The following is a 23,648-nucleotide window of genomic DNA, read 5'->3' as shown; positions in this document are numbered from 1 at the left end:
TGCGTGTTGTAAACGTTTAAGGAGTAGCCGTGGACTGGGGCTCTACTTGGGATTTCTTGTGGCACTTCCTGATCATCTTCGCGTGGATCGCGTACCTCTTGGTGCTGTTCCAGATCCTGACGGACCTGTTCTGGCGCGACCACAAGACGTCCGGCGTCGTGAAGGCGATCTGGGTCGTCTTCCTCTTCCTGATTCCGTGGCTGACGGCGGTGGTCTATCTGATCGTGCGCGGTCAGGGCATGGCGGTGCGGGCGCACGAGGCCGCCGCGGCCGCCAAGCAGCAGACCGACGACTACATCAAGAAGGCCGCCGGACGGTCGCCTGCCGAGGAAATCGCACACGCCAAGGAACTGCTCGACGCCGGAACCATCACGTCGGGTGAATACGACTCACTTAAGACGAAGGCCCTGGCCTAGTCTCACGCGGACACTCGTTAGATCAGCCCGGCCGGGTCTCCCGCGCCGGGCTGATCGCTCAGAAGAGCGTGAACTGGTCGCCGGTGAGCGTCGCGTCGCTGAATGCCTCGACGTCGGTGCCGCCGACGACCCGCTCGAGAAGCGACATGAAGTCGGCGTCGCGCACGAGCGGGACCCCCATCTCGCGGGCCTGGTAGCCGCGCCCCTGATCGGGCTCCAGCTCATCGCAGATCACCAGCGACGTCTGCTGGTCGACGACGTCCGCATACGCCAAGCCCGCATGCAGAATGCGTTCGATGAGTTCCTCGTAGGTGTGGCTGACCTCCGACGAAAGCGCCACCCGCATGCCCTGCACCAGCGGTCGGCCCGCGACGAACCGGCCGGGATTCTGAAAGTCGCACGGCAGCCTGGCCGCGATGGTCTTCAGCGGCAGCAGCTCCTCGTGCGTCACCTGCCCGTTGGGCCAGCCCCGGCGTCGCACGGGACGGACCGGCAGCCACGCCTTGCGGTCGTGCGCACCGGCCAGAGACGGCTTGAGGATCTGGGCGAGCACCAGCGCGTCGTCGAGCGCGTCGTGCGGGCGCATCTGCGTCACACCCCAGTGCGCGGCCAACGTCTCGAGCCGCAAATTCTCGACGCCGAGATCCAGCCTGCGCGCCAACTCCACGGTGCACATCACGCTGTCCACGGGCAGCTCGGCACCGACGAGCTCCGCCTCACTGGCCAGGAAGGCATAGTCGAAGCCGACATTGTGCGCCACCAGCGTGCGGCCCTCGAGCACCGCGTTCAACTGGCCGACCACGTCCGCGAACGTCGGCTGGCCCGCCAGCATCTCGGTAGTCAGCCCGTGGACGTGGGTGGGGCCCGGATCGACACCCGGATCGAGCAGGCTGGCGAAGCTGTTCTCGACGTTCCCGTCATCGCCGAGGGCCAGCGCCGCCACGCTGACGACGCGGGCCTGCCGCGGATGGAACCCCGTCGTCTCGACGTCGACGACGGCCCAGCCCGCGCCGGGCTCGGTAGCCGGTCGGCCGAACGTTTGACGCACATTTCGAGGATGGCACGGCCCTCGGACATTCCCGGCCAAGCCTCGACGGCCGATGCCGCGTGTCGCCCGCCTACTTTTGCCCTCATAGACTGCCGGAGATGATCACGACCCGAGGACGAGTCGCGCTCGGCGCGGGGTCGGCGGCGCGCTGGGCGTCCCGCGTCACCGGGCGAGGTGCGGGCGCGATGATCGGTGGCCTGGTCTCGATGAAGCTGGACCGCTCGATCCTCGGTCAGCTGGGCAAGGGCCGCCGGACCGTCGTCGTGACCGGCACGAACGGCAAGTCGACCACCACCAGGATGACCGCCGCGGCGCTCGCCACCATCGGCCCCGTCGCCACCAACGCCGAAGGCGCCAACATGGACGCCGGGCTCATCGCGGCCCTCGCGGGCACCCGGCAGGCGAAGCTGGCCGCGCTGGAGGTCGACGAGATGCACGTGCCACACGTCGCCGACGCCGTAGACCCGTCGGTGGTCGTCCTGCTCAACCTGTCCCGCGATCAACTGGACCGCGTGGGTGAGATCAACCACATCGAGCGGACGCTGCGCTCCGGCCTGGCCCGTCATCCGGGTGCGGTCGTCGTGGCCAATTGCGACGACGTTCTGATGACCTCCGCGGCGTACGACAGCCCCGACGTGGTGTGGGTGGCCGCCGGCGGCGGTTGGGCGAACGACTCGGTGAGCTGCCCTCGCAGCGGTGAGATCATCGTGCGTGAAGAGGCGCATTGGTATTCGACGGGTACGGATTTCAAGCGCCCCACGCCCCACTGGTCATACGATTCCGAGAACGTCTACGGCCCCGACGGTCTGGTCCTGCCGATGACGCTGGCCCTGCCCGGCGCGGTCAACCGCGGCAACGCCACCCAGGCGATCGCGGCGGCCGTCGCCCTCGGCGCCGATCCCACTGCCGCCGTCGCCGCGGTGTCGACCGTCGACGAGGTCGCAGGCCGGTACCGCACCGTGCGCTTCGGCGACCACACCGTGCGCCTGCTGCTCGCCAAGAACCCGGCGGGCTGGCAGGAGGCGCTGTCGATGGTGGACAAGCACGGCGCCGGTGTCGTGATCGCGGTGAACGGCCAGGTGCCCGACGGGGAGGACCTGTCGTGGCTGTGGGACGTGCGCTTCGAGGGGTTCGCCGATGAGCCGCTTGCGCCAAGAGCAGATGGCCGAGCCACCGCCGTCGTGGCCGCGGGCGAACGCGGCACCGACCTCGCGGTACGCCTCGGCTACGCGGGCGTCGGACACACCCTGGTGCACGACACCGTGAAGGCCATCGCGTCGTGCCCACCGGGCCACGTCGAGGTGATCGCCAACTACACCGCCTTCCTGCAACTCAACCGGCGGCTGCCGTGAAGTCGACCGAATCGGCCGTTCGGATCGGGCTGGTGCTGCCCGACGTGATGGGCACCTACGGCGACGGCGGTAACGCCGTGGTACTGCGAGAACGGTTGCGGCTGAGGGGTTTCGATGCCGAGATCGTCGAGATCACGCTGGCCGACCCGGTGCCCGACTCGTTGGACCTGTACACGCTCGGCGGCGCCGAGGACTACGCCCAGCGGCTTGCGACGAAGCATCTGATCCAGTACCCCGGCCTGCAGCGGGCCGCCGAGCGCGGTGCCCCCGTGCTGGCGATCTGTGCGGCCATTCAAGTGCTCGGCCACTGGTACGAGACCTCGTCGGGTGAACGCGTCGACGGTGTCGGCATCCTCGACGTGACGACGTCACCGCAGCCGAAGCGGACCATTGGCGAAGTGGTCTCCCAGCCGCTGGTGGACGGTTTGACGCAAACCTTGACGGGATTCGAAAACCACCGCGGCGGAACGGTTCTCGGTCCTCAGGCCCGTCCGCTGGCGGCAGTCACCAAGGGCGCGGGCAACCGCGACGGGGATGGCTTCGACGGCGCCGTGCAGGGCAGCATCGTCGCGACCTATCTGCATGGCCCGTGCCTGGCACGCAACCCCGAACTCAGCGATCACCTGCTGTCGGCGGTCGTCGGCCCGCTGGCGCCACTGGAACTTTCCGAGGTGGCTCAGCTGCGCCGTGAACGACTCGCGGCACCGCGCCGGGTCTAGACGACGAGGGCGGCACCCGCCGAGACATAAGCCTCGGCGGCGTCGGTCGGCGTGTCGTCGCCAACGATTATGTGTCGCGGAAGCCGCGGCTTGCGAGGGTTGTCTGCACGCGACGTACTACGTCGAGCGGGTGATCCTCCGCGACCACTCTGATGACGATCCACCCCAGTCGTTCGAGCATCCGCAGTCGGCTGATGTCCTTGAGGTACTGCTTGCGATCTTTGCGGTGGTGGTCGCCGTCATACTCCACCGCAACCATGTACTGCTGCCAGCCGAGATCCAAATAGGCAAGCGGATAGTGGTCACCGTTGTGAACCATCAACTGCGCTTGCGGTTTCGGTAGTCCCGCATCCAGGAGGAGGAGCCGCAGCCAGGTCTCCTTCGGCGACGTGCCACCGGCATCCATCAACGCGATCGACTCGCGCGCCCGCCGAGTGCCGCGGCTGCCACGATGGCGAACCAGCAGTGGGTCGACGTCATCTGCTGTGATTCCCGTCGCGTGCGCCAGCGCGTCCAGACGCGCCACGGCGGCGTCGCGTTCGAGATGTCGAGCAAGGTCGAGAGCAGTACGCGGCGTAGTCGTCATCGTGATCCCGTCGATGACCACGATCTCGTCGTCCTCGACGCGTTCGTTGCGGGTGAGCACCCCGTCGGGAGCATGCTGGTTCCGCCAGATCATCTCGACGGGTTCGTCGCCGTCCATCCAGCGCGCTCCATGCAACGCCGAAGCCGTCAGTCCCGCCACGACACCACGGCCCTTGGACCAGAGCAAGGCCGCCCGCGCCCGGTCAGCGGGCGTCAGCACCCCAAACTCCGCGACGTAGACGTTGGGATGGACTGCCTCGAAACGGGTTCGTAGTCGGTGGCGGGTCAGCTGCCCAGACGCCATCGCCTGACTCCCGGAGAAGACCGCTGCCACCCCCAAACCTTGACAGCGCCCACCGACAGACCGCGAGGCATAAGTCTGGGCGACTCAGGTCGGCGCGTCGTCGCCAACGTTTATGTGTCGCCGCGGGGCTTGCGGCCTGCGCGGCCCCCGCGCTACAGGCCCAGATCGCGCAGGAAGTCCGGCTTGTAGGCCTCGAGGATTACGTAGCTCGGATCGGGTACGGGCACGTCCGGCGCATCGTCGGCGACCTCGTCACCATCGGCAGGGTCGACCCACGCCTGCGTGTCCCCGCTCCACCGCGTAGTCGTGTACTCGGCGGTGATGCCGTCGGCGACGACCAGGTCACGGACGTTCTGCTCGGCCGCGCGGGCGTCCGCCAGGCTGTGGGTGTACAGCTGAATCCGGTTGCCGTCGCGGGTCACCGTCACCCGACTGCCCAGCCGCTTGCGGGCCTCGTCGTCGACGTTCAGCGACCGCAGCCGCTCCCAGAACGACAGGTGGTGCGCCTCGTCGCCGAGTTCCACCTCGACCTTGAACTCCTCGTCCGACATGAGCGCCAACCTAGGCCATCGCCCGGCGGCCGGTCAGAGCGCGTCCCAAGGTGAGCTCGTCGGCGAACTCCAGATCACCGCCCATCGGCAGCCCGGAGGCGATGCGGGTGACGGTCAGCCCGGGAATGTCGCGCAGCATGCGCACCAGATACGTGGCCGTCGCCTCACCCTCGGTGTTGGGGTCGGTGGCGATGATGACCTCCGCCACGTCCACGCCATCGACGCGCTCACCAATTCTGTTGAGCAGCTCGCGAATTCGGAGCTGATCGGGCCCCACTCCCGACAGCGGATCCAACGCACCACCCAGCACGTGGTAGCGGCCGCGGAATTCGCGGGTTCGCTCGACGGCCGCGACGTCCTTGGGTTCTTCGACGACGCATACGAGCGAGGCGTCCCGTCGCGAATCCGAGCAGATGCGGCAGCGTTCGTCGTCGGAGACGTTGCCGCACACCGAACAGAACTGCACACCGTCGCGGACCTTGCCGAGGACGGCCGTCAGCCGGTCGATGTCCGGCGGCTCGACCGACAACAGGTGAAACGCGATGCGCTGAGCGCTCTTCGGCCCGATCCCAGGCAACTTGCCCAGTTCGTCGATCAGATCCTGGACCGGACCCTCGAACAAGTCAGAGCCCCGGCAGTTCGAGCCCGCCAAGGCCGCCGGCGAGCGGGCCGAGCTTGCTCTGCGCCATCAAGGTGACCTGCCGGGAGGCATCCTTGATCGCGCCGATGACGAGGTCCTGGAGCGTCTCGACGTCGTCGGGGTCGACGACCTTCGGGTCGATCGCGACGGCGATCACCTCGCCACTGCCCTTCATCGTGACCTGCACCAGACCGCCACCGGCCTGCCCGTGGACCTCCGCGCCGGCCAGCGCCTCCTGCGCCTCCATCAACTGCTGCTGGACCTGCTGGGCCTGCGCGAGGAGCGCTGACATGTCGGGCGGTTGGCCGGGTTGCATCCGTGTCCCCTTGCATGTTGATAGCAGTTGGGTCTCGAGTTGATTGCTGTCGCCCGCGCGCGGCGATTTTCCGCCTCAGCCTAGTCGTCCCGCGCGCTACCTTGGCGCCGTGTCCCATGTTCTTCGCTTGCGCTCATCACCGCACGCACCTTCTCCCCTACGTGTCGGCGCCGTCCTGGCCGTCGGCCTCCTCGTCGCCATCTCGCTCGGAACCGCGGGCGTCCCGACCGCTGCCGCTGCCCCCGCCAACATCACCGGGATGATCGTCTTCCTCGACCCCGGCCACAACGGCTCCAACGATGCATCGCTGACCAAGCAGGTCCCCACGGGACGCGGCGGGACGAAGGACTGCCAGACGAGCGGCACCTCGACCGACAGCGGCTACCCCGAGCACTCCTTCAACTGGGAGACGGTGCTGCGCATCCGGCAGGAGTTGACCGCGCTCGGCGTGCGCACCGCGATGTCCCGCGGCGACGACACCGGCGTCGCCGCCTGCGTCGACGAGCGGGCGGCGATGGCCAACGCGCTGAAGCCGGACGCCATCGTGTCGATCCACGCCGACGGTGGGCCCGCCACCGGACGGGGCTTCCACGTCAACTACTCGTCGCCGCCGCTCAACCAGGCGCAAGCGGGGCCGTCGGTCCAGTTCGCCCAGACCATGCGCGACCAACTGCAGGCCGCCGGCTTGATGCCCGCCAACTACATCGGCCAGGGTGGGCTGTACCCGCGGGCCGATCTGGCCGGGCTGAACCTGGCGCAGTACCCGTCGGTCCTCGTCGAGTTGGGCAACATGAAGAACCCCGCCGACACGGCGTTGATCGAGAGCGCCGAGGGCAGGCAGAAGTACGCCGACGCCGTCGTGCGCGGCATCGCGGGCTTCCTGGCGACCAGGCCGCCGCGGGTCACCGCCTGAGTAACTAGTTCGACTCGACCTGATTCTTCAGATTCCCCAGCACCTCGGCCTGGATCTTGCGCAGGCCCAGCGGCGCGAAGGTCTTCTCGAAGAAACCCTTGACCCCTCCGGCGCCGTCCCATGACGTCTTAACTGTGACCGACGAACCGGGTCCCGCGGGGGCGACGGTGTAGTTGGTGACCATCGTCGAGTTGGCGTCCTTCTCAATGACCGTGTGGCCGGCCACGTCGACGGTGGCCTTCACGTCGCGGACCCGCGACTTGGTGGCCTGCAGCTTCCAGGTGGCGACGGTGCCCGCGCCATGGCCACCCTCGAGCACCTGGTAGCCGCTGTAATGAGAGGAGAGGATCTTCGGCCGAACCGTCTGATAATCGGCGACCGCCGCGAGCACGGCATCGGGTTCGGCGTTGATCATGACAGTGCTAGAGGCGCTGACCTGTCCCATCGGTGAAGACTCCTAGATCGAGGGGTGAACGGGTGTGATCCCGGGTCGGTGCGGTCGCATCGGTTGCCACCGGGGGTCTAGCGTATATCCGTGACTGTTGCATCGATCGAAGCGCAGTCGGCTCACGCAGCAGGCGTACGAAGACTGCTGGAGAGCTACCGCGCCATCCCGCCCAACGCCACCGTGCGTCTGGCCAAGCCCACCTCGAACCTGTTTCGCGCTCGCGAGAAGGCCACCGCGAAGGGGCTCGACGTCTCCGGACTGACGGGCGTGATCGGCGTCGATCCCGACGCGCGCACCGCCGACGTTGCGGGGATGTGCACGTATGAGGACCTCGTCGCCGCCACGCTTCCGTACGGGTTGTCTCCGCTGGTGGTACCGCAGTTGAAGACCATCACCCTGGGCGGTGCGGTGACGGGACTCGGCATCGAGTCGGCCTCGTTCCGCAACGGCCTACCGCACGAGTCGGTCATCGAGATGGACATCCTCACCGGGGCCGGCGAAGTCGTGACCGCAAGTCGAGACCTCCACTCGGATCTGTTTAGTGCGTTCCCCAATTCCTATGGGACTCTTGGTTATACGGTGCGCTTGAAGATCGAACTGGAACCGGTCAAGCCGTTCGTCGCACTTCGACACCTGCGGTTCCATTCGCTGACCGACCTCGTCGCGACCATGGAGCGCATCGTCGAGACGGGCGGCCTCGACGGCGCGCCCGTGCACTACCTCGACGGCGTGGTCTTCACCGCCGAGGAGTCCTATCTCTGCGTCGGCGTGCAGACCTCGACATCGGGACCGGTCAGCGACTACACCGGCCGCGACGTCTATTACCGGTCCATTCAGCATCCGACGGGTGTCAAGGATGACCGCTTGACGATTCATGACTACCTGTGGCGCTGGGACACCGATTGGTTCTGGTGCTCACGGGCCTTTGGCGCGCAGAACCCCACGATCCGGCGGCTCTGGCCGCGGCGCTATCGGCGCAGCAGCTTCTATTGGAAGCTGATCGCCTACGACCGTCGGTTCGCCATCGCCGACCGGCTGGAGAAACGCCACGGCAGACCACCGTTGGAACGGGTCGTGCAGGACATCGAGGTCCCGGTCGGACGCACTGCCGAATTCGTGAGCTGGTTCCTGGACAACGTCCCGATCGAGCCCATCTGGCTGTGTCCACTGCGCCTGCGCGACGAGGAGGGCTGGCCGCTGTACCCGATTGCCGCACATCAGACCTACGTCAACATAGGCTTCTGGTCTTCGGTGCCGGCCGGCGCGGAAGAGGGTGCGATGAACCGCCTGATCGAGGAGAAAGTCAGCAAGCTGGATGGCCACAAGTCCCTGTACTCGGATGCGTACTACTCTCCCGACGAGTTCAACGAGCTCTACGGCGGCGAGACATACGACACGGTCAAGAAGACGTACGACCCCGACTCCCGGCTGCTCGACCTGTATGCGAAGGCGGTGCTAAGAAGATGACGACCTACAAAGAAGTTCCCGCGGAATCCACTAACGCGGTAGCTGGCCGGCTCACGCTCGCCGAGATCCTCGAGATGTTCGCTGCTGGTGACGACATGCCGCTAAAGTTCACGGCCTACGACGGCAGTTCCGCGGGACCTGCGGACGCCGAGATCGGCCTGGACCTGCGGACCCCGCGCGGCACCACCTACCTCGCGACGTCACCCGGCGAATTGGGTCTCGCGCGCGCCTACGTGTCGGGCGACGTCGAGATGCACGGCGTACACCCCGGCGACCCCTACGATCTGCTTCGCGCGCTGGCCGACAAGCTGGCGTTCAAGCGTCCGTCGGCCCGGATGCTGGCCACCATCGTGCGGTCGATCGGCGTCGAGCACCTGCGGCCGATCTCCCCGCCGCCGCAGGAAGCGTTGCCGCGGTGGCGTCGCATCGCAGAGGGGTTGCGGCACAGCAAGTCCCGCGATGCCGACGCCATCCATCACCACTACGACGTGTCGAACACGTTCTACGAGTGGGTGCTCGGCCCCTCGATGACCTACACCTGCGCCTGCTATCCGGACCGCGAAGCGAGTCTCGAAGCAGCGCAGGACAACAAGTACCGGCTGGTGTTCGAGAAGCTGCGTCTGCAACCCGGCGACCGCCTGCTCGACGTCGGCTGCGGCTGGGGCAGCATGGTGCGCTACGCGGCCCGCCACGGCGTGAAGGCCGTCGGCGTCACGTTGTCCAAGGAGCAGGCGGCATGGGCACAGCACGCGATCGCCGAGGAGGGGCTGTCGCATCTCGCCGAGGTCCGCCACGGTGACTACCGCGACGTCCGCGAATCCGGCTTCGACGCGGTCTCCTCGATCGGTTTGACCGAGCACATCGGCGTGCAGAACTACCCGTCGTACTTTCGGTTCCTCAAGTCCAAGATGCGCACTGGCGCAATGCTCTTGAATCACAGCATCACCCGGCCGGACAATCGCAGCGGGTCCGCAGCGGGGGGGTTCATCGACCGCTACGTCTTCCCCGACGGGGAGTTGACGGGGTCGGGCCGCATCATCACCGAGGCGCAGGACATCGGGCTCGAGGTGGTGCACGAAGAGAACCTGCGCCACCACTACGCGATGACGCTGCGCGACTGGTGTGCCAACCTCGTCGAGCACTGGGACGAGGCCGTCGCAGAGGTCGGCTTGCCCACCGCCAAGGTGTGGGGGCTGTACATGGCCGGCTCCCGATTGGGTTTCGAGACGAATGTCGTTCAGCTGCACCAGGTTCTGGCGGTCAAGCTGGACAACAAGGGCGGCGACGGCGACTTGCCGCTACGGCCCTGGTGGACGGCCTAGGCACCCTCGATCCGACGCGCCCCCAGCTCGCTCTGAAGGAGTTCCAACGCGACCTCCTCCGGATCGCGACGCGGACCGGTCTGCTCGTGGACGGCTTGGGCGAGCATGCTCTCCTCGTCCTCCTCGGGCGGAGGCGGCGGCGTCTCGACAACGCGCTGCGGGCGAGCGGCCGGTGTGGCCGCAGTGGGCGATCCCGCCTCGCAACGGATGTTCCAGTTCACGCCGAGCGCGTCCTTCAGTGCGTCCCGAATGATCTCGACGTTGCGCGCCTCGTTGAGGCGACTCGCCAACGGCGGTGACACGTGGCTCAGTACCAGGGTGTCGCCCTCGACCGCAAGCACGATGGCACCGTCGAGCATGACGTCCGTGGGGCGTCGGCGTTCGCGCACCTTGTCACGGACGGTCGACCACATGCTGCGCACGACAGCCGCGTCGGGCTCACCCGTCGGCGCGGGGTCGGCACTCGCTGCCGCCACGGGCTCCGTTCGCGTCGGCGGCGCCACGGGTGGCGGCGTCGGCTCGACCGGCGGCGGTTTCGGGGGCGCCACCGGCGGGATTGGCTTGGCCTCCACCCGTGCCTCCGGCGGTGCGGCCACGGGCTCGGCGGGCTCGTCTGGCTCGTCGGGCTCGTCGGGCTCGGGCGAGGTACTGCGGCGGGTGAACTGCTTTGCGGGCGCCGCCTCGACGGCCACGCCGGCGTGGGATGCCTCATCGGCCGGAATGGACACGTTCAACCGCGTCTCTAGACGCTCGATGCGTTGCAGCAGAGCGGCTTCCGTGTCACTCGCGGAGGGCAGCAGCAGTCGCGCGCAGACGACCTCGAGCAGCAGCCGTGGTGCGGTGGCGCCGCGCATCTCGCCGAGACCGGCGTGCACCACCTCGGCATAGCGGGTCAAGGTCGCCGTGCCGAGCCGCGCGGCCTGGTCGCGCATGCGCTCCAGGACGTCGTCGGGGGCGTCGACGACACCCCGCGACGCGGCGTCGGGCACGGCCTGCAGCACGATGAGGTCGCGGAACCGCTCGAGTAGATCGGTGGCGAAACGGCGCGGGTCATGGCCGGCGTCGATGAGCGACTCGACCGCGCCGAAGAGCGCCGTGGCGTCGCCGGCGGCGAGCGCGTCGACCGACGCGTCGATCAGCGCGAGGTCGGTGGCGCCGAGCAGAGCCAGCGCGCGCGGGTAGGCGACGACGCTGCCATCGGAGCCCGCGAGCAACTGGTCGAGCACCGACAGCGTGTCGCGGGGAGAGCCGCCGCCGGCGCGGATCACCAACGGGTACACCGCGTCGTCGACGGTGACGTCCTCCTGCGCACAGATGCGTTCCAGCAGACTGCGCATGGTCTTGGGTGCCAACAGCCGGAACGGATAGTGATGGGTGCGCGAGCGGATGGTGGGCAACACCTTCTCGGGTTCCGTCGTCGCGAACACGAAGATCAGGTGTTCCGGTGGCTCCTCCACGATCTTCAGCAGCGCGTTGAAGCCCGCGGTGGTGACCATGTGTGCCTCGTCGATGATGAAGATGCGGTAGCGCGACTGGGCGGGGGCGTAGAACGCGCGGTCGCGCAGCTCACGCGTGTCATCGACGCCGCCGTGGCTCGCCGCGTCGAGTTCGACGACGTCGACGTTGCCCGGGCCGTTGGGGGCCAGCGCCACGCAGGAATCGCACACACCGCAGGGCGTCGGGGTAGGACCGCGTTCGCAGTTCAGTGAACGCGCCAGGATGCGGGCCGACGAGGTCTTGCCGCAGCCGCGCGGACCGGAGAACAGATACGCGTGATTGATGCGGCCCGACTCGAGCGCGGTGGACAGCGGCTCGGTGACGTGTTCCTGCCCGACCACCTCGGCGAAGGTCGCTGGTCGGTACTTGCGGTAGAGAGCCACGGAAGCAGGCTACTGGTGGTCGCCGACGCGTGGCGACTAGCCGCGCTCCAGCAGCGACTCGGTGGCGGCGAGCAGAGCACATGTGGCGAGGCCATCGATCGCCCCGGTCAGATCAGCCACGGACGGGAACGACGGAGCGATCCGAATGTTCTTGTCCTCCGGGTCTTTCCGATAAGGGAACGATGAGCCCGCCTCGGTCACGGCAATACCCGCATCCTTGGCGAGCGCGACCGTGCGCCTGGCGGTGCCCGGCCAGACGTCGAGGCTGACGAAGTAACCGCCCTTGGGTTCGGTCCACGATGCGATCTTGGACTCCCCGAGGCGGTCTTCGAGGATCTCTGCGACGAGGGCGAACTTGGGCGCCAACAGCTCCTGGTGGCGTTGCATGTGCAAGCGCACGCCGTCGGCGTCGCCGAGGAAGCGTAGATGGCGCAACTGGTTCACCTTGTCGGGCCCGATCGTCTTCTTGGCGGCGTGCTGCAGGTACCAGGCGACGTTGCCGAGTGAGCCGCCGAAGAAGCTGACGCCCGCCCCCGCGAAGGTGATCTTCGACGTCGACGCGAAGACGTACGGCCGATTCGGGTTGCCCGCCTTGGCGGCGAGCCCCAGCACGTCGACCTGACGGACGAAGTCGTGGGTCAGCGTGTGCACGACGTAGGCGTTGTCCCAGAACAGCCGGAAATCGGTTGCGGCGGTGCGCATTTGGACGAGCCGCCGGACGTTCTCCCAGGAGTAGGTGGTACCCGTCGGGTTGGAGAAGACCGGCACGCACCACATTCCCTTGATCGACGGGTCGTTGGCGACCAGTTCCTCGACGAGGTCTACGTCCGGCCCGTCCTCGCCCATCGGGACGGGGATCATCTCGATGCCGAAGCTCTCGGTGATCGCGAAGTGACGGTCGTAGCCGGGTGACGGGCAGAGGAACTTGACGCCGCTGCCGTCGCGCTGGTCCTCGACCCACGGCCGGACGGAGTCGACGCCGCCGTGCAGCAGGGAGAAGACCACGATGTCGTGCATCATCTCGAGGCTGGCGTTGTTTCCGGCGATCAGGTTCTGCACCGGGATGCCGAGCAGCTCGCCGAAGATCGCGCGCAGCTCGGGCAGCCCGTGCAGACCGCCGTAGTTGCGGGTATCGGTGCCGTCACCGTCGCGGAAGTCGGCACCCGGCAGCGTCAACAGGTCGTTGGACAGGTCGAGTTGCTCCGGCGACGGCTTGCCGCGGGTCAGGTCCAGGCTGAGCTTCTTGGCCTGCAGCTCGGCATAGTTGCGGCGCTGCAGGTCGTGCTGCGCCTGCACTTCGTCACGGCCGAGGGACGGAAACGACACGGCGGGCCTTTCATTGGGGCCGTGGGGGCCGTAAGCCATGGCCGTGAATGAGAAAGGGGACCCCGCGCACCCGCCAGAGCCCATTGACCCTTGCTGCCTTCCGGCCCTGGGGGAGTTCACAGGATGGACGCCGCGCGGGGTCCGAGACGAGTGTAGTACCCCCGCCCGAGGGGGTTGCGCGCTGCTCGTGACGAGCACGGAGTCCGGTCGGCTAACATGGCCCGCGGAGGATTCGCCTAGTGGCCTATGGCGCTCGCCTGGAACGCGGGTTGGGTTAATAGCCCTCAGGGGTTCAAATCCCCTATCCTCCGCGCTGGTGCGGGTGCGGTCAGGCAGGTATGCCTGGCCGCGTCCCGGCCCTTTGAACGCCCCAACTGACTCGAGGAGGAGTATGCGGCGCTGGATCGCGGTCCTGTGGCACGCATTTTTCTTCGTCATCGCGGGTGCTCTCTACTTCTTCTTCGTGCTGCCCCGCTGGTTCGAGCTGACCGGCGAGTGGCCCGTCGGCCTCGGTTTGCCGATGCGCCTCGTGTGCGGAGCCCTCATCGGGCTGGCGGCGCTGCCGGTCGTCCTGACGTTGCTGCGGACGCGGAGGCCGGAGTTCGGCACGCCTCGGCTCGCCCTGTCGCTGCGGTTCTGGTCGATCGTGTTGCACGTTCTGGCCGGGGCACTCATCGTCGGTGCCGCGATCAGCGAGATCTGGGTCAGCCTGGACGCGGCCGGGCCCACCCTGTTCGCCGTCTACGGGGCCGCGGCCGCGATCGCCATCCTGGGGGCGCTCAGCTTCTACCTCGCGTTCGCCGCCGAGCTGCCGCCGCCTCCGCCGAAGCCGCTTCGGCCCAAGAGTCAGACCCGCCGTCGCGGCCGCCAGTCCGAGCGCGACGACGAGGAGACGCTCGTCACTGAGGACGTCGACGCCATCGAGCCAGAGGAGCCCGCCACCGAGGCCGCGGAAACCGAGGCCGACGACGTTCCCGAGCCCGTCACCTTGGAGAAGACCGACGAGCCCGCCGAGGCCGAAGCGAGCGCTGAGCCGGTTGAGACGGCTGAAGCGGCTGCGACCGATGAGGTCGAGCCCGACGGCCCCGGTAACGCGGACCCACCCGACGCCGATGAGCCCGATAGCAAGTTGCGCAACCGACGCCCGAACGGCAAGTCGACCACGCGGCTGTTCGGGCGCTCGCGCCGCGGAGTAGCCCTCGACGACTGACGTCACCGTCCGGTTCGTCGACAGCCCACGGTATGGACGTCAAGATTGTGGGTACTTGCGACTACTCAGGCGAAAGGTGGTCCATGCACAGGTTCCAGTCCTGGTGGCGACTCGTCGTGGCAGTCGTCGTGGCGGTACTTGCCGTCTCGGGAGTCCTGACGGCACCAGCCCCGGCGTCGGCGGCGCCCGTTGATCTCACCATCGTCGCCGACCAGATCGCGCCAAGCGTGGCCAGAATCGACACGACCATCAGCTACCAGCGCGCCACCGGTGCCGGTACCGGCATCGTCCTGGATGCCGGCGGGGCCGTCATGACCAACTTCCACGTGGTTCAGGGCGCCGACAACGTCACCGTGACCGTCGCCGGCCGTCCCTATCAGGCCGACCTCGTCGGGTACGACCGCAACCGCGACATCGCGGTGCTGCAGCTGCGTGGCGCGGGTGGCCTGCCCGCCGCCCCATTGGGTGATTCGTCGCTGCTCGCCGTCGGTGATCCCGTCGTCGCGCTTGGCAACGCCAGGGGCTCGGGAAGCCCGCTCACCAGGGAGGCAGGCGAGGTGGTCGGTTTCGGCCGCACCATCACCGCCACGGACGAACTCACCGGAAGCTCCGAACAGGCGGTCGGCCTGATCGAGATCGCCGCGCCGGTCCGGGCCGGGGATTCCGGCGGACCGGTGGTCAACGCTGCCGGCCAGGTCGTCGGCGTGACCACGGCCGCGACGGTGAACTTCCGCATGGATCCCGGTGGCTCGGGCTTCGCCATCCCGATCAACGATGCGCTGGCGACAGCGGGCCAGATCCGCTCGGGAGCACCGACGTCGACCGTGCACATCGGCCCACCGACGCTGCTCGGCGTCGGGGTGAACGGCCGGTCCCAGTCCGAGTCACTGCCCGGAGTCATCCTCTTCGAGGTACTGCGCGGCGGCCCAGCGGAACAGGCCGGGCTCCGCGATGGCGACGTCCTCCTCAGCATCGACGGCGCACCGGTGAACTCGGCCAACGAACTCACCGACGTACTCGACCGCCACTACCCGGGCGACGTCGTGGATCTGGTCTGGATCGACCGCGCGGGACAGCAGTTGACCGGCAAGGCGGCGCTCTCCTCCTGACTTGGCCAAACGCGTCGGCAACGTCCGTCGCGCTTCTATGCTGAGCGAGTGCCAAACACCACTCCCTACCGTGTCGTCCAGTGGACGACGGGCAACGTCGGCAAGAGTTCCGTCGCCGCGATTGCACGCAATCCGTCCCTCGAACTCGTCGGGTGCTACGCCTGGTCACCCGACAAGGTGGGCCGTGACGTCGGCGAACTCGCGGGCATCGCGCCGATGGGCGTCACCGCGACCGACGATGTCGCCGCGCTCCTCGCGCTCAAGCCCGACTGCGTGGTCTACAACCCGATGTGGATCGACGTCGACGAGTTGGTGACGATCCTCTCCGCCGGGGTCAACGTCGTCGCCACCGCGTCCTTCATCACCGGGCACAACCAGGGCGACGGCCGGGAGAAGATCGCCGCCGCCTGCGAGCGGGGCGGCTCGACGATGTTCGGCTCCGGCATTAGCCCCGGGTACGTCAACCAGCTGTCGATCGTGGCAGCGGGAATCTGCGACCGCGTGGACAAGATCACCGTCGACGAAGCCGCTGACACCACCTTCTACGACTCTCCGGCGACGGAGAAGCCGGTCGGCTTCGGTCAGCCCATCGACAATCCCGATCTGCAGGCGATGACCGCCTCCGGCACCGGCGTGTTCGGTGAGGCGGTGCGCATGGTCGCCGACGCGCTCGGCATCGAACTCGACGAGGTCCGCTGCGACGCCGAGTACGCGGAGACCACCGAAGACCTCGACCTCGGCTCGTGGACGATCCCGGCGGGCTGCGTGGCCGGTGTGTACGCCAGCTGGCAGGGCATCGTCGGCGGCAAGTCGGTCGTGGAGATCAACGTCCGGTGGCGCAAGGGACAGACGCTGGTGCCCGATTGGAAGATCGAACAGGACGGCTGGGTCATCGAGGTGGCTGGACGCCCAACGGTGACGATGAAGGTCGGCTTCCTGCCGCCACCGGACTTCGAGGCCACCACGCTGGAGGAGTTCATGGTGCTGGGCCACATCATGACCGCCACTCCCCCGCTCAATGCGATCCCCGCGGTGGTCGCCGCCGCGCCGGGCATCGTGACGTACAACGACCTGCCGCTCATCCTGCCGCGAGGCGTGGTGCCGGTCGGTTGACCGATAGGATCGGAGGCTCACTGGAGCGTGCAGAGGAGGGATCGTGCTTCGACTTCTCGTGGCGAGCGCGTTGATCCCCGCAGCCATGCTGTTGAGCCAGTCGGTGGCGATGGCGGACCCTCCGGCCTGCCCGGTGACCGACCCGCCCGTCATCAACCGATGCGGCTGGGACCCGACACCCCCACCGCCTCCATCCCCCGCACCGCCGCCGCCTGGCGTGAGCGTGGCCATGTGCCAAGACGGTTCGATCTCGTTCACTCAACAACCGAGTTACCGGGGCACGTGCGCGGAGAACGGCGGGGTCGCCAAGTGGGTGGCGGGATAGCGACGGCCCGCTGTTCTGCACAGCTCGTCACTCGTGAACTCTGTGCGAAAAGGCGGCCCGAAGTTCGCACACACTTCACAACGGGTGGGTGGCGGAGTAGCTCGACGGCCTGACTAGTCCGCGATCGGGTTGCCCTTGGCGTCCCAATGCGCGGCGACCTTCTTGCTCGGCTGTACGCGCGGCGGCTCGCCCGGCATCTTGGGGTAGCTCGGCGGATAGGGCAGATCGAAGAGCCCGCGCTTCTCGTCGGCGGCGGCCATCTCCAGAAGCGGCTCGATGGAGTGCGCCACCTTCTCTATGTCGGCCCACGGATCATCGCGGCCGGCAACGAGTTTCGGTACCGTGACGATCGTGTAGTCGTCGGGGTCGGCCGTCGCCAGCTCCTTCCACGACAGTGGGGTGGACACGGTGGCGATCGGCGTGCGCCTGGCCGAGTACGCTGAGGCGAAGGTGCGGTCCCGCGCGTTCTGGTTGTAGTCGATGAACAACCGCTGCCCCCTTTCTTCTTTCCACCACGACGTCGTCACCCGGTCCGGCGCCCGCCGCTCGACTTCCCGGGCGAGCGCGATACCCGCCCTGCGGACGGCGATGAAGTCCCACTCCGGTGCGATCCGGATGAAGACGTGTACGCCGCGGCCGCCCGACGTCTTCGGGTAGCCCACGATGCCCAGTTCGTCGAGCACGGGCTTGAGCACCTCGACGGCGATCTCCCGCGCGTCGGTGAATCCGGTGCCCGGCTGGGGATCCAGGTCGATGCGCAGTTCGTCGGGATGTTCGGCGTCGGGGCAGCGCACCTGCCATGGATGGAACGTGACGGTGCCCATCTGCACGGCCCAGGCGATGGCCGACGCATGCGTCACCTTGAGGGCATCTGCGGTCCGACCCGACGGGAAGGTCACCTGGCAGGTCTCGAGATAGTCGGGATGCTTTGCGGGAACGCGCTTTTGGTAGACCTCCTCGCCTTCGATACCGTCGGGGAACCGTTGCAGATGGGTGGGTCGGTCCCGCAGCACCGCGAGCATGGGCGGAGCGACCGCGAGATAGAAGTCGAGGAGGGCGCGCTTGGTCCCGCCTGCGCCCAGCTCGGGGAAGAACACCTTGTCGGGGCTCGTCAAGCGGACGGCCACGCCGTCGACGTCGACTTCGGTTGCCGGACTTGCCATCTCTAGCGCTCCAATACGTCGGACAGGTCGTAGTTCAATGGCACGTCGAGCTGAGCGAAGGTGCAGCTCGACGGGTCCCGGTCGGGTCGCCACCGGACGAACTTGACAGCATGCCGGAAGCGTCGACCGTGGCCTGATGTCGCCGGCAGCCCGGCTCCGTGCACGGCGTTCCCCTCCATCTGGTCGTACGCCACCTCGGCGACTCTCTCCGGGCGCACCGGGATCCACCGCTTGTCGGCCGCGGAGTTCCAACGGCTCGGCTCACCGTCGTTGACCTGGTCGCCCTCGCGCAGAGGTTCGAGATCGGCGAGCAGTTTGAGCCGGTCCTTCACGCTGAACGAGGCTGCGCCACCAATCATCTGGAGCTCACCATCTTCCCGGTACAGACCGAGCAGAATCGAGCCGACTCCCTCGCCGCTCTTGTGCACGCGGTAGCCGATCGCCACGCAGTCGGCGTCACGCTTGTGCTTGATCTTCATCATCTCGCGCTTGCCGGGGAGATAGTGCCCGTCGAGCCGCTTGGCGATCACCCCGTCGAGTCCGGCACCCTCGAACGTGGTCAACCATTGGGCCCCCAACTCAGGATCCTCGGTGGTGCGGGTGACGTGGCACCACGACTTCTCGTCGACGAGCTCGAGCAGCGCCTCCCGTCGCACGCGGAAGGGTTCCTTCAGCAGTGACCGGTCGGCATTGGCCAGCGCGTCGAAGCCGATGAAGTGGGCGGGGGTCTGCTCGGCGAGCATCGTGATTCGACTCTCCGCGGGATGGATGCGTTGGCTCAACGACTCCCAGTCCAGCCGGGTGCGCCCATCGATTTCGCGGGGCACGACCACCTCGCCGTCGAGCACGCAGCGTGGTGCCAGCTCGTGTCGCAGCGCGTCGACGAGCTCGGGAAAGTAGCGCCCCAGCTCCTTACCGCTGCGCGACTGCAGCACGACGTCGTCGCCGTCGCGGAACACCAGCGCCCGGAAGCCGTCCCACTTCGGCTCGTAGGACCAGACCCCCGGGTCGTCGGGGACCGTGGTCACCGCCTTGGCCAACATGGGCTCGACGGGCGGGTGCACGGGTAGTCCCATGGGTTCCATACTCACGTAGACCGGTAGCACCAATCAATGTCATCGCCCCGCGCGACAATGTGTCGATGCAGCTGCCCGTGATGCCACCGGTCTCGCCGATGCTGGCCAAGTCGGTTCCGGAGATTCCCCCCGACGCGTCGTACGAGCCGAAGTGGGACGGGTTCCGGTCGATCTTCTTCAAGGACGGTGACGACGTCCAGTTCGGCAGCCGCAACGAACGGCCGCTCACCCGCTACTTTCCCGAACTGGTCGACGCCGTGGCGGCCGAACTTCCCGACCGCTGCGTCGTCGACGGGGAGATCGTCATCGCGACTGACCACGGTCTGGACTTCGACGCATTGCAGCTGCGCATGCATCCCGCCGCGTCGCGGGTGCGGATGCTCGCCGAGAAGACGCCGGCCTCCTTCATCGCCTTCGACCTGCTCGCCCTCGGGGACGACGACTACACCGGGCGACCGTTCGCCGAGCGACGGGCGGCGCTCGTCGCAACGCTGGCGGACTCGGGCCCAGGTGTGCACGTCACGCCGGCGACCACCGAGCTGGCGACCGCTCGACGCTGGTTCGACGAGTTCGAGGGAGCGGGTCTCGACGGTGTCGTCGCCAAACCGCTGACGGGCACGTATCAACCGAACAAGCGCGTGATGTTCAAGATCAAGCATCAACGGACCGCCGACTGTGTCGTCGCCGGGTACCGCGTGCACAAGTCCGGGGAGCATGCGGTCGGTTCGCTTCTGCTCGGGCTGTACCGAGACGACGGCGCCCTGGCGTCGGTCGGCGTCATCGGCGCGTTTCCGATGGCGCGGCGGCTCGAACTCTTCACCGAATTAGAGCCACTGGTAACGGGTTTCGACGAACATCCGTGGAACTGGGCCGCACACGCCGGGGACCAACGGCGGTACGGCGGCGGGTCGCGATGGAACGCGGGAAAGGATTTGTCCTTCGTACCGTTGCGCCCCGAACGCGTGGTTGAGGTCCGCTACGAGCACATGGAAGGCGAAAGGTTCCGCCACATGGCCCAATTCAACCGTTGGCGACCCGACCGCGAGCCACGCTCGTGCACCTACGAACAGCTCGATGTTCCGGTCACCTTCCACCTGGGCGACATCGTGCCCGGCCTCGGACGTACCTGACCGTCGTCCAATCATCGCGCGCGACCGCGCCCACTAGCGGAGCTCTGATCCGCTAGCAGGCTTCTTCGACCGCGCCGTCGTCTTCACCCTCGTCCTCGTCCTCGTCGGGTGTGCGGAATCGTTCGGGGTGGTGGTAGTGGTTGACCCGGTTTTGCCCGGTGTCCAACTGCGGCGGCGGATGCCATTCGGTGTCGTGGTGTTCGTTCATGAGTGTCGTCCAGCCATCAGGTCCGACCATCCGGTTGTCGGGCCCGCAGGCCAGGCTCATGTCGTTGACGTTGGTGTTGCCGCCGTCGTTCCAGTCGGCGACGGTGTGGTGTACCTGGGTGCCGTAGGCGGGGACGGGGCAGCTGGGCTTGGTGCAGCCACCGTCTCGCAGGATGATCGCCAGCCTTTGCGCCACGGAGGCGGTGCGGCGGGCCCTGAAGAAGTCCAGCACCTGACCGGTGGCGTCGTCGAACACCCCCAGGTAGTTGGTCGCATTGTGTTCGGCGGCCATCTTGACGACGTCGGTGACCGGCAGGTAGGACCCGCCGCCGGTGCTGGCGGTGCCCGTCATCGACATCAGATCGGCCAGGGTGGTGCGGATCAGGATGGCGGTCGGCACCCCGTTGAGGTGGCCCAGTTCCCCCTTGCTCAGGGCGTGGCGGGCGATGAACTCCATCGCGTCGTGCTGGCGTTGGGCCAGGGTGCGGTCATCGGCGTCGATCTGGGCTTGGCTGGGGATTCCCGAGTAGCAGGGCTGTTCGTCGGCGGGGTTGCACATGCCGGGGGCGGCGAATTTGGCGAACAGCACTTCCCACACCGCGCGGTGCGCGGGGGTCATGGTGGCGGTGAAGTCGGTCATGGTGTCGTGGCGTTGCCGGCTGAGGCGGGCGCCGCGGCGGCGTTGGCGTTCCTCGTCGTTGGGGGGTTGACCATCCTGATCCAGCAGGAACAAGGTTTGGTCGATCTGATCCTTCAAAGCTTTGGGTCCGTCCCCGACGCCGTGGCGTACCCAGTCCACCTCGATCTGCTCGCGTTCCGACGGCTGCACCCAGCCCGGGATCTTGGCCATGCCCTTGCAGAGGATGTCCACGTGCTCGTGGGTGAGGAACCCCATCCGTTGGGCCACCGCGACCGCGTCGAGGGTCGGCGCCAGAGGTTCACCGGTGATCGAGCGGCGCGGGCCGAGTTGGGCGGCGTGGGTGAGACGCCGCCCGGCTTCGCTGCCAGAGAGGCGCCACCGGATCGCCAGCACGTCGCGCCAGGACTTCGCGCCCATCTCCGTGGGCGTGCTCTGCTGCTGCAGCTGAGCCAGCGCCCGGTGGCGATGCGCCGCGGTGCGGCACTCGGATTCCTCCAGGGCGTCGAGCAGCGTCACCGTCTCGCGCGCACTCAACGCATCGAAGTCGAGTGCGTCGAGTTCATCGTGGACCGCGCGCAGCGCCGCCACTGCGGCGAGCATGCGGTCCGTGGACATGAATCGAACATACATTCGACCACCGACAGAATACCTCGACGATGTGACCAGTGAAACCAATGTGACAGAAGAGTTTTCAGTGACTTCGAGCGTAGAGCTGGATCAGCCCCGACGCCACCGCGAACCGTGGACCATGCAACCCGTCGATGTTCGCCCGGCCCACCACCACCGACGCCGACCGTAGGGCCTCCGCGACCGTACGCAGCAGTTCGTCGTCGAGTGCCCCGCCCCCAGCCAACACCAGCGCCTGGGGCGAGTCCTCGAAGGCCCGCAGGCACCGGACGATGTTCGCGGCCACCGTCTCCTGTTTGATCGCCAGCCGCAGACTGCGCCATTCCTCGGCCGCCAGCTTGTGCGAAAAGGGCACCAGCCCAACACTTCCCCGCGTGCACAACCGACCAATGGCCTCGGCCGGAGCCGGACTGTCCAGGAACAACCGCCTGCCATCCTCCTCGTGCGCGACGTGCGGTCCTTCCACCCGAAGGGCGGGTGTCCGCTTGACGCGTTCGGCCAGCGCCCGCGGGATGCCCAGCACTCTGGCGACTGCCGTGGTAATCGCCTCACCCGCACCAGCAGCGGTGACCGATCGTTCCGTTCCGATCAAATCGATTGTGCCGCCACCGATATCGCAGACGACGGTTCCCGGCGGTAGTCCCGGCGTGGTACGGGCGCCGACGGCAGCCGCATCGGGTTCGGTGGCGATGGTCCGCGTCGGACGGCCGGTCAGATCTTCCAGCGTGGCCGCCGCGTCGGCGACCAGGTCGGCCGCCAACAGCGCGACCACCGTGCCGCGGGCGTCGGCAATACCCCGCCGTAGCCAGGCCCCGTCGTCGATCGACGACAGATCCGTGAAGAACGCGTCGTCGACGGCAATTCCGTTCTGAGCCGTCCGGACCGACTGCAGGCGTACCTCCGCCACGGTGCCCGGGGGCGAGAGTCGAAGCACGCTGTGCGCCTGGGCGGGCGAGTAGCGCACCACGCCACCGTCGACTCGGCAGTCCACGTAGTCGTCGTCGACCGCGGGTGGTTCGGGCGGCCCCGTCCGACGGGTGACGGCGATGGCCGGGGAGTCGGCGAGCTCGCGGGTGAATTCGGCGACGTCATGGATCTGGTCGTGCCCCAACTCGAGCGCGACGCACAGGGCGATCGGGTCGGCCATGGCACGGTAGGCGCGACCCTCCGCGACGACCTCGACCGCGATCAACGCTCCCGGCTCGACGCCGTCGAGGGTGACCTCGTCGACCACCGGGACGTCGATCGAGATGCGGTTACGGATGAGCACCGCGTCGTCCTGCGTGGCGATCACGCCGACGATCTGCCAGCCGCGCTCCACTGCCGCCGAGATCTCCCGGGCGGCCACTTCGAAGTCAGTGTCCGCGTCGACGGAAACGACTGCCGGCCCAAGGATTACCTCGCTACGCAGACTGCCGAGCGGGCGATGTCTGCCCACCCCGAAGCCGGTGCCCGCCGGTGTGCTGGCGTCGACCGCCCGCAGGCTTTGCACGGGTGAGGACGGTGACGACGGTGGTGGCAGCGGGGCGGTCGCGGTGTCGACCGGACGCAGCGCCGCCAGGAGCAGCTCGTCGGCTTTGACGCCGGACTCGACTTCCAATTTGTGCAACAACGCCGCGGCGCCCTGCAGCGACTCCCTGGACCCCTTGCGCCCTCGCGTCGGCCCCTCGCCGTGAGCGACCTGTTCCACTGCGTCAGCACCGACGCGCGCCAGCACGATCTCCGTGGTGTGGTTGCCGACGTCCACCCCGGCTACCACGA

The 23,648-nt window shown here is 67.7% G+C and carries 23 protein-coding genes, 1 tRNA gene and 1 other RNA gene; 12 read left to right on the top strand and 13 right to left on the bottom strand.

Annotated elements, in window-relative coordinates:
* Positions 1-29 precede the first annotated feature (29 nt).
* Positions 30-416, top strand: a complete 387-nt coding sequence (locus QUE68_RS02250) for a PLDc N-terminal domain-containing protein (RefSeq protein ID WP_284224311.1) — start codon at positions 30-32, stop codon at positions 414-416.
* Positions 417-474: 58 nt separating this feature from the next.
* Here QUE68_RS02250 and QUE68_RS02245 read toward each other — a convergent pair whose 3' ends face one another.
* A complete protein-coding gene (locus tag QUE68_RS02245; protein ID WP_284224310.1) occupies positions 475-1,464 on the bottom strand; it encodes a DEDDh family exonuclease in 990 nt (329 codons plus the stop codon).
* A 98-nt stretch (positions 1,465-1,562) separates the two neighbouring features.
* On the opposite strand from QUE68_RS02245, the gene QUE68_RS02240 reads away from it, so the two are divergent.
* Both QUE68_RS02240 and QUE68_RS02235 read left to right on the top strand, forming a co-directional pair.
* On the top strand, positions 1,563-2,816 hold the full coding sequence (locus tag QUE68_RS02240; protein WP_284224309.1) for a Mur ligase family protein: 1,254 nt from the start codon (positions 1,563-1,565) through the stop codon (positions 2,814-2,816).
* Between the two features lie 47 nt (positions 2,817-2,863).
* Positions 2,864-3,535: a type 1 glutamine amidotransferase gene (locus QUE68_RS02235; protein WP_286275721.1), complete on the top strand. Its 672-nt coding sequence runs from the start codon at positions 2,864-2,866 to the stop codon at positions 3,533-3,535.
* A gap of 67 nt (positions 3,536-3,602) precedes the next feature.
* Here QUE68_RS02235 and QUE68_RS02230 read toward each other — a convergent pair whose 3' ends face one another.
* From QUE68_RS02230 to QUE68_RS02215, 4 genes are all read right to left on the bottom strand, one after another.
* The gene (locus tag QUE68_RS02230; protein WP_284224307.1) at positions 3,603-4,454 is read right to left on the bottom strand and encodes a hypothetical protein; all 852 of its coding nucleotides are present in this window, start codon (positions 4,452-4,454) and stop codon (positions 3,603-3,605) included.
* A gap of 122 nt (positions 4,455-4,576) precedes the next feature.
* A complete protein-coding gene (locus QUE68_RS02225; protein ID WP_284224306.1) occupies positions 4,577-4,975 on the bottom strand; it encodes a hypothetical protein in 399 nt (132 codons plus the stop codon).
* A 10-nt stretch (positions 4,976-4,985) separates the two neighbouring features.
* Positions 4,986-5,597 carry a recombination mediator RecR gene (gene recR, locus QUE68_RS02220; RefSeq protein ID WP_284224305.1) on the bottom strand — a complete coding sequence of 204 codons (612 nt, stop codon included), beginning with the start codon at positions 5,595-5,597 and terminating at the stop codon, positions 4,986-4,988.
* 1 nt (position 5,598) lies between these two features.
* A complete protein-coding gene (locus QUE68_RS02215) occupies positions 5,599-5,931 on the bottom strand; it encodes a YbaB/EbfC family nucleoid-associated protein (RefSeq protein WP_284224304.1) in 333 nt (110 codons plus the stop codon).
* 109 nt (positions 5,932-6,040) lie between these two features.
* On the opposite strand from QUE68_RS02215, the gene QUE68_RS02210 reads away from it, so the two are divergent.
* Entirely contained in the window at positions 6,041-6,844 is an 804-nt protein-coding gene (locus QUE68_RS02210) for an Rv3717 family N-acetylmuramoyl-L-alanine amidase (RefSeq protein ID WP_455012728.1), read from the top strand.
* Between the two features lie 4 nt (positions 6,845-6,848).
* Here the strand turns inward: QUE68_RS02210 and QUE68_RS02205 are convergent, their stop codons facing one another.
* On the bottom strand, positions 6,849-7,289 hold the full coding sequence (locus QUE68_RS02205; protein ID WP_286275088.1) for an SRPBCC family protein: 441 nt from the start codon (positions 7,287-7,289) through the stop codon (positions 6,849-6,851).
* Between the two features lie 90 nt (positions 7,290-7,379).
* Between QUE68_RS02205 and QUE68_RS02200 the strand changes: the two genes are divergently transcribed.
* Together QUE68_RS02200 and QUE68_RS02195 are read left to right on the top strand one after the other, a co-directional pair.
* Positions 7,380-8,759, top strand: a complete 1,380-nt coding sequence (locus QUE68_RS02200; protein ID WP_284232356.1) for an FAD-binding oxidoreductase — start codon at positions 7,380-7,382, stop codon at positions 8,757-8,759.
* Positions 8,756-10,081 carry a class I SAM-dependent methyltransferase gene (locus QUE68_RS02195; protein ID WP_284232354.1) on the top strand — a complete coding sequence of 442 codons (1,326 nt, stop codon included), beginning with the start codon at positions 8,756-8,758 and terminating at the stop codon, positions 10,079-10,081. Before QUE68_RS02200 ends, QUE68_RS02195 begins: the two co-directional genes overlap by 4 nt.
* On the opposite strand, the gene QUE68_RS02190 is transcribed toward QUE68_RS02195, so the two are convergent.
* The 3 genes from QUE68_RS02190 to ffs form a co-directional block, all read right to left on the bottom strand.
* The gene (locus QUE68_RS02190) at positions 10,078-11,961 is read right to left on the bottom strand and encodes a DNA polymerase III subunits gamma/tau (protein ID WP_284232352.1); all 1,884 of its coding nucleotides are present in this window, start codon (positions 11,959-11,961) and stop codon (positions 10,078-10,080) included. The two genes, QUE68_RS02195 and QUE68_RS02190, sit on opposite strands and share 4 nt — an antisense overlap.
* A 36-nt stretch (positions 11,962-11,997) precedes the next feature.
* A complete protein-coding gene (locus tag QUE68_RS02185; RefSeq protein WP_284232351.1) occupies positions 11,998-13,287 on the bottom strand; it encodes an aminotransferase class I/II-fold pyridoxal phosphate-dependent enzyme in 1,290 nt (429 codons plus the stop codon).
* A 50-nt stretch (positions 13,288-13,337) separates the two neighbouring features.
* Positions 13,338-13,434, bottom strand: an RNA gene (gene ffs / locus QUE68_RS02180) — signal recognition particle sRNA small type.
* Positions 13,435-13,512: 78 nt separating this feature from the next.
* Here ffs and QUE68_RS02175 point away from each other — a divergent pair.
* The 5 genes from QUE68_RS02175 (at position 13,513) to QUE68_RS02155 (ending at position 17,044) form a co-directional block, all read left to right on the top strand.
* Positions 13,513-13,598: transfer RNA gene (locus QUE68_RS02175), tRNA-Ser, on the top strand.
* A gap of 80 nt (positions 13,599-13,678) precedes the next feature.
* Entirely contained in the window at positions 13,679-14,497 is an 819-nt protein-coding gene (locus tag QUE68_RS02170) for a hypothetical protein (RefSeq protein ID WP_284232349.1), read from the top strand.
* A gap of 83 nt (positions 14,498-14,580) precedes the next feature.
* On the top strand, positions 14,581-15,606 hold the full coding sequence (locus QUE68_RS02165) for a S1C family serine protease (RefSeq protein ID WP_284232347.1): 1,026 nt from the start codon (positions 14,581-14,583) through the stop codon (positions 15,604-15,606).
* A gap of 48 nt (positions 15,607-15,654) precedes the next feature.
* A complete protein-coding gene (locus tag QUE68_RS02160; protein ID WP_284224296.1) occupies positions 15,655-16,719 on the top strand; it encodes an NAD(P)H-dependent amine dehydrogenase family protein in 1,065 nt (354 codons plus the stop codon).
* A 43-nt stretch (positions 16,720-16,762) separates the two neighbouring features.
* Positions 16,763-17,044: a DUF3761 domain-containing protein gene (locus tag QUE68_RS02155; RefSeq protein WP_284232344.1), complete on the top strand. Its 282-nt coding sequence runs from the start codon at positions 16,763-16,765 to the stop codon at positions 17,042-17,044.
* Between the two features lie 113 nt (positions 17,045-17,157).
* Here QUE68_RS02155 and ligD read toward each other — a convergent pair whose 3' ends face one another.
* Complete coding sequence (gene ligD / locus QUE68_RS02150) at positions 17,158-18,207, bottom strand: non-homologous end-joining DNA ligase (protein WP_284224294.1); 1,050 nt, start codon at positions 18,205-18,207, stop codon at positions 17,158-17,160.
* 2 nt (positions 18,208-18,209) lie between these two features.
* Positions 18,210-19,292, bottom strand: a complete 1,083-nt coding sequence (locus tag QUE68_RS02145) for an ATP-dependent DNA ligase (protein ID WP_284230609.1) — start codon at positions 19,290-19,292, stop codon at positions 18,210-18,212.
* A 56-nt stretch (positions 19,293-19,348) separates the two neighbouring features.
* On the opposite strand from QUE68_RS02145, the gene QUE68_RS02140 reads away from it, so the two are divergent.
* Positions 19,349-20,413, top strand: a complete 1,065-nt coding sequence (locus QUE68_RS02140) for an ATP-dependent DNA ligase (protein WP_284224293.1) — start codon at positions 19,349-19,351, stop codon at positions 20,411-20,413.
* 52 nt (positions 20,414-20,465) lie between these two features.
* Here the strand turns inward: QUE68_RS02140 and QUE68_RS02135 are convergent, their stop codons facing one another.
* Together QUE68_RS02135 and QUE68_RS02130 are read right to left on the bottom strand one after the other, a co-directional pair.
* On the bottom strand, positions 20,466-21,875 hold the full coding sequence (locus QUE68_RS02135) for an HNH endonuclease signature motif containing protein (protein ID WP_284224292.1): 1,410 nt from the start codon (positions 21,873-21,875) through the stop codon (positions 20,466-20,468).
* 76 nt (positions 21,876-21,951) lie between these two features.
* Positions 21,952-23,646 carry a diol dehydratase reactivase ATPase-like domain-containing protein gene (locus tag QUE68_RS02130; RefSeq protein WP_284230607.1) on the bottom strand — a complete coding sequence of 565 codons (1,695 nt, stop codon included), beginning with the start codon at positions 23,644-23,646 and terminating at the stop codon, positions 21,952-21,954.
* Between the last annotated feature and the right edge of the window lie 2 nt (positions 23,647-23,648).

Origin of the sequence: Mycolicibacterium sp. TUM20985 (genome assembly GCF_030295745.1) — a bacterium.
In the GTDB taxonomy this organism is placed as follows: Bacteria; Actinomycetota; Actinomycetes; order Mycobacteriales; family Mycobacteriaceae; genus Mycobacterium.
Note: the sequence above shows the minus strand (reverse complement) of the source record. Positions and strands in the feature narration are given on the sequence as shown.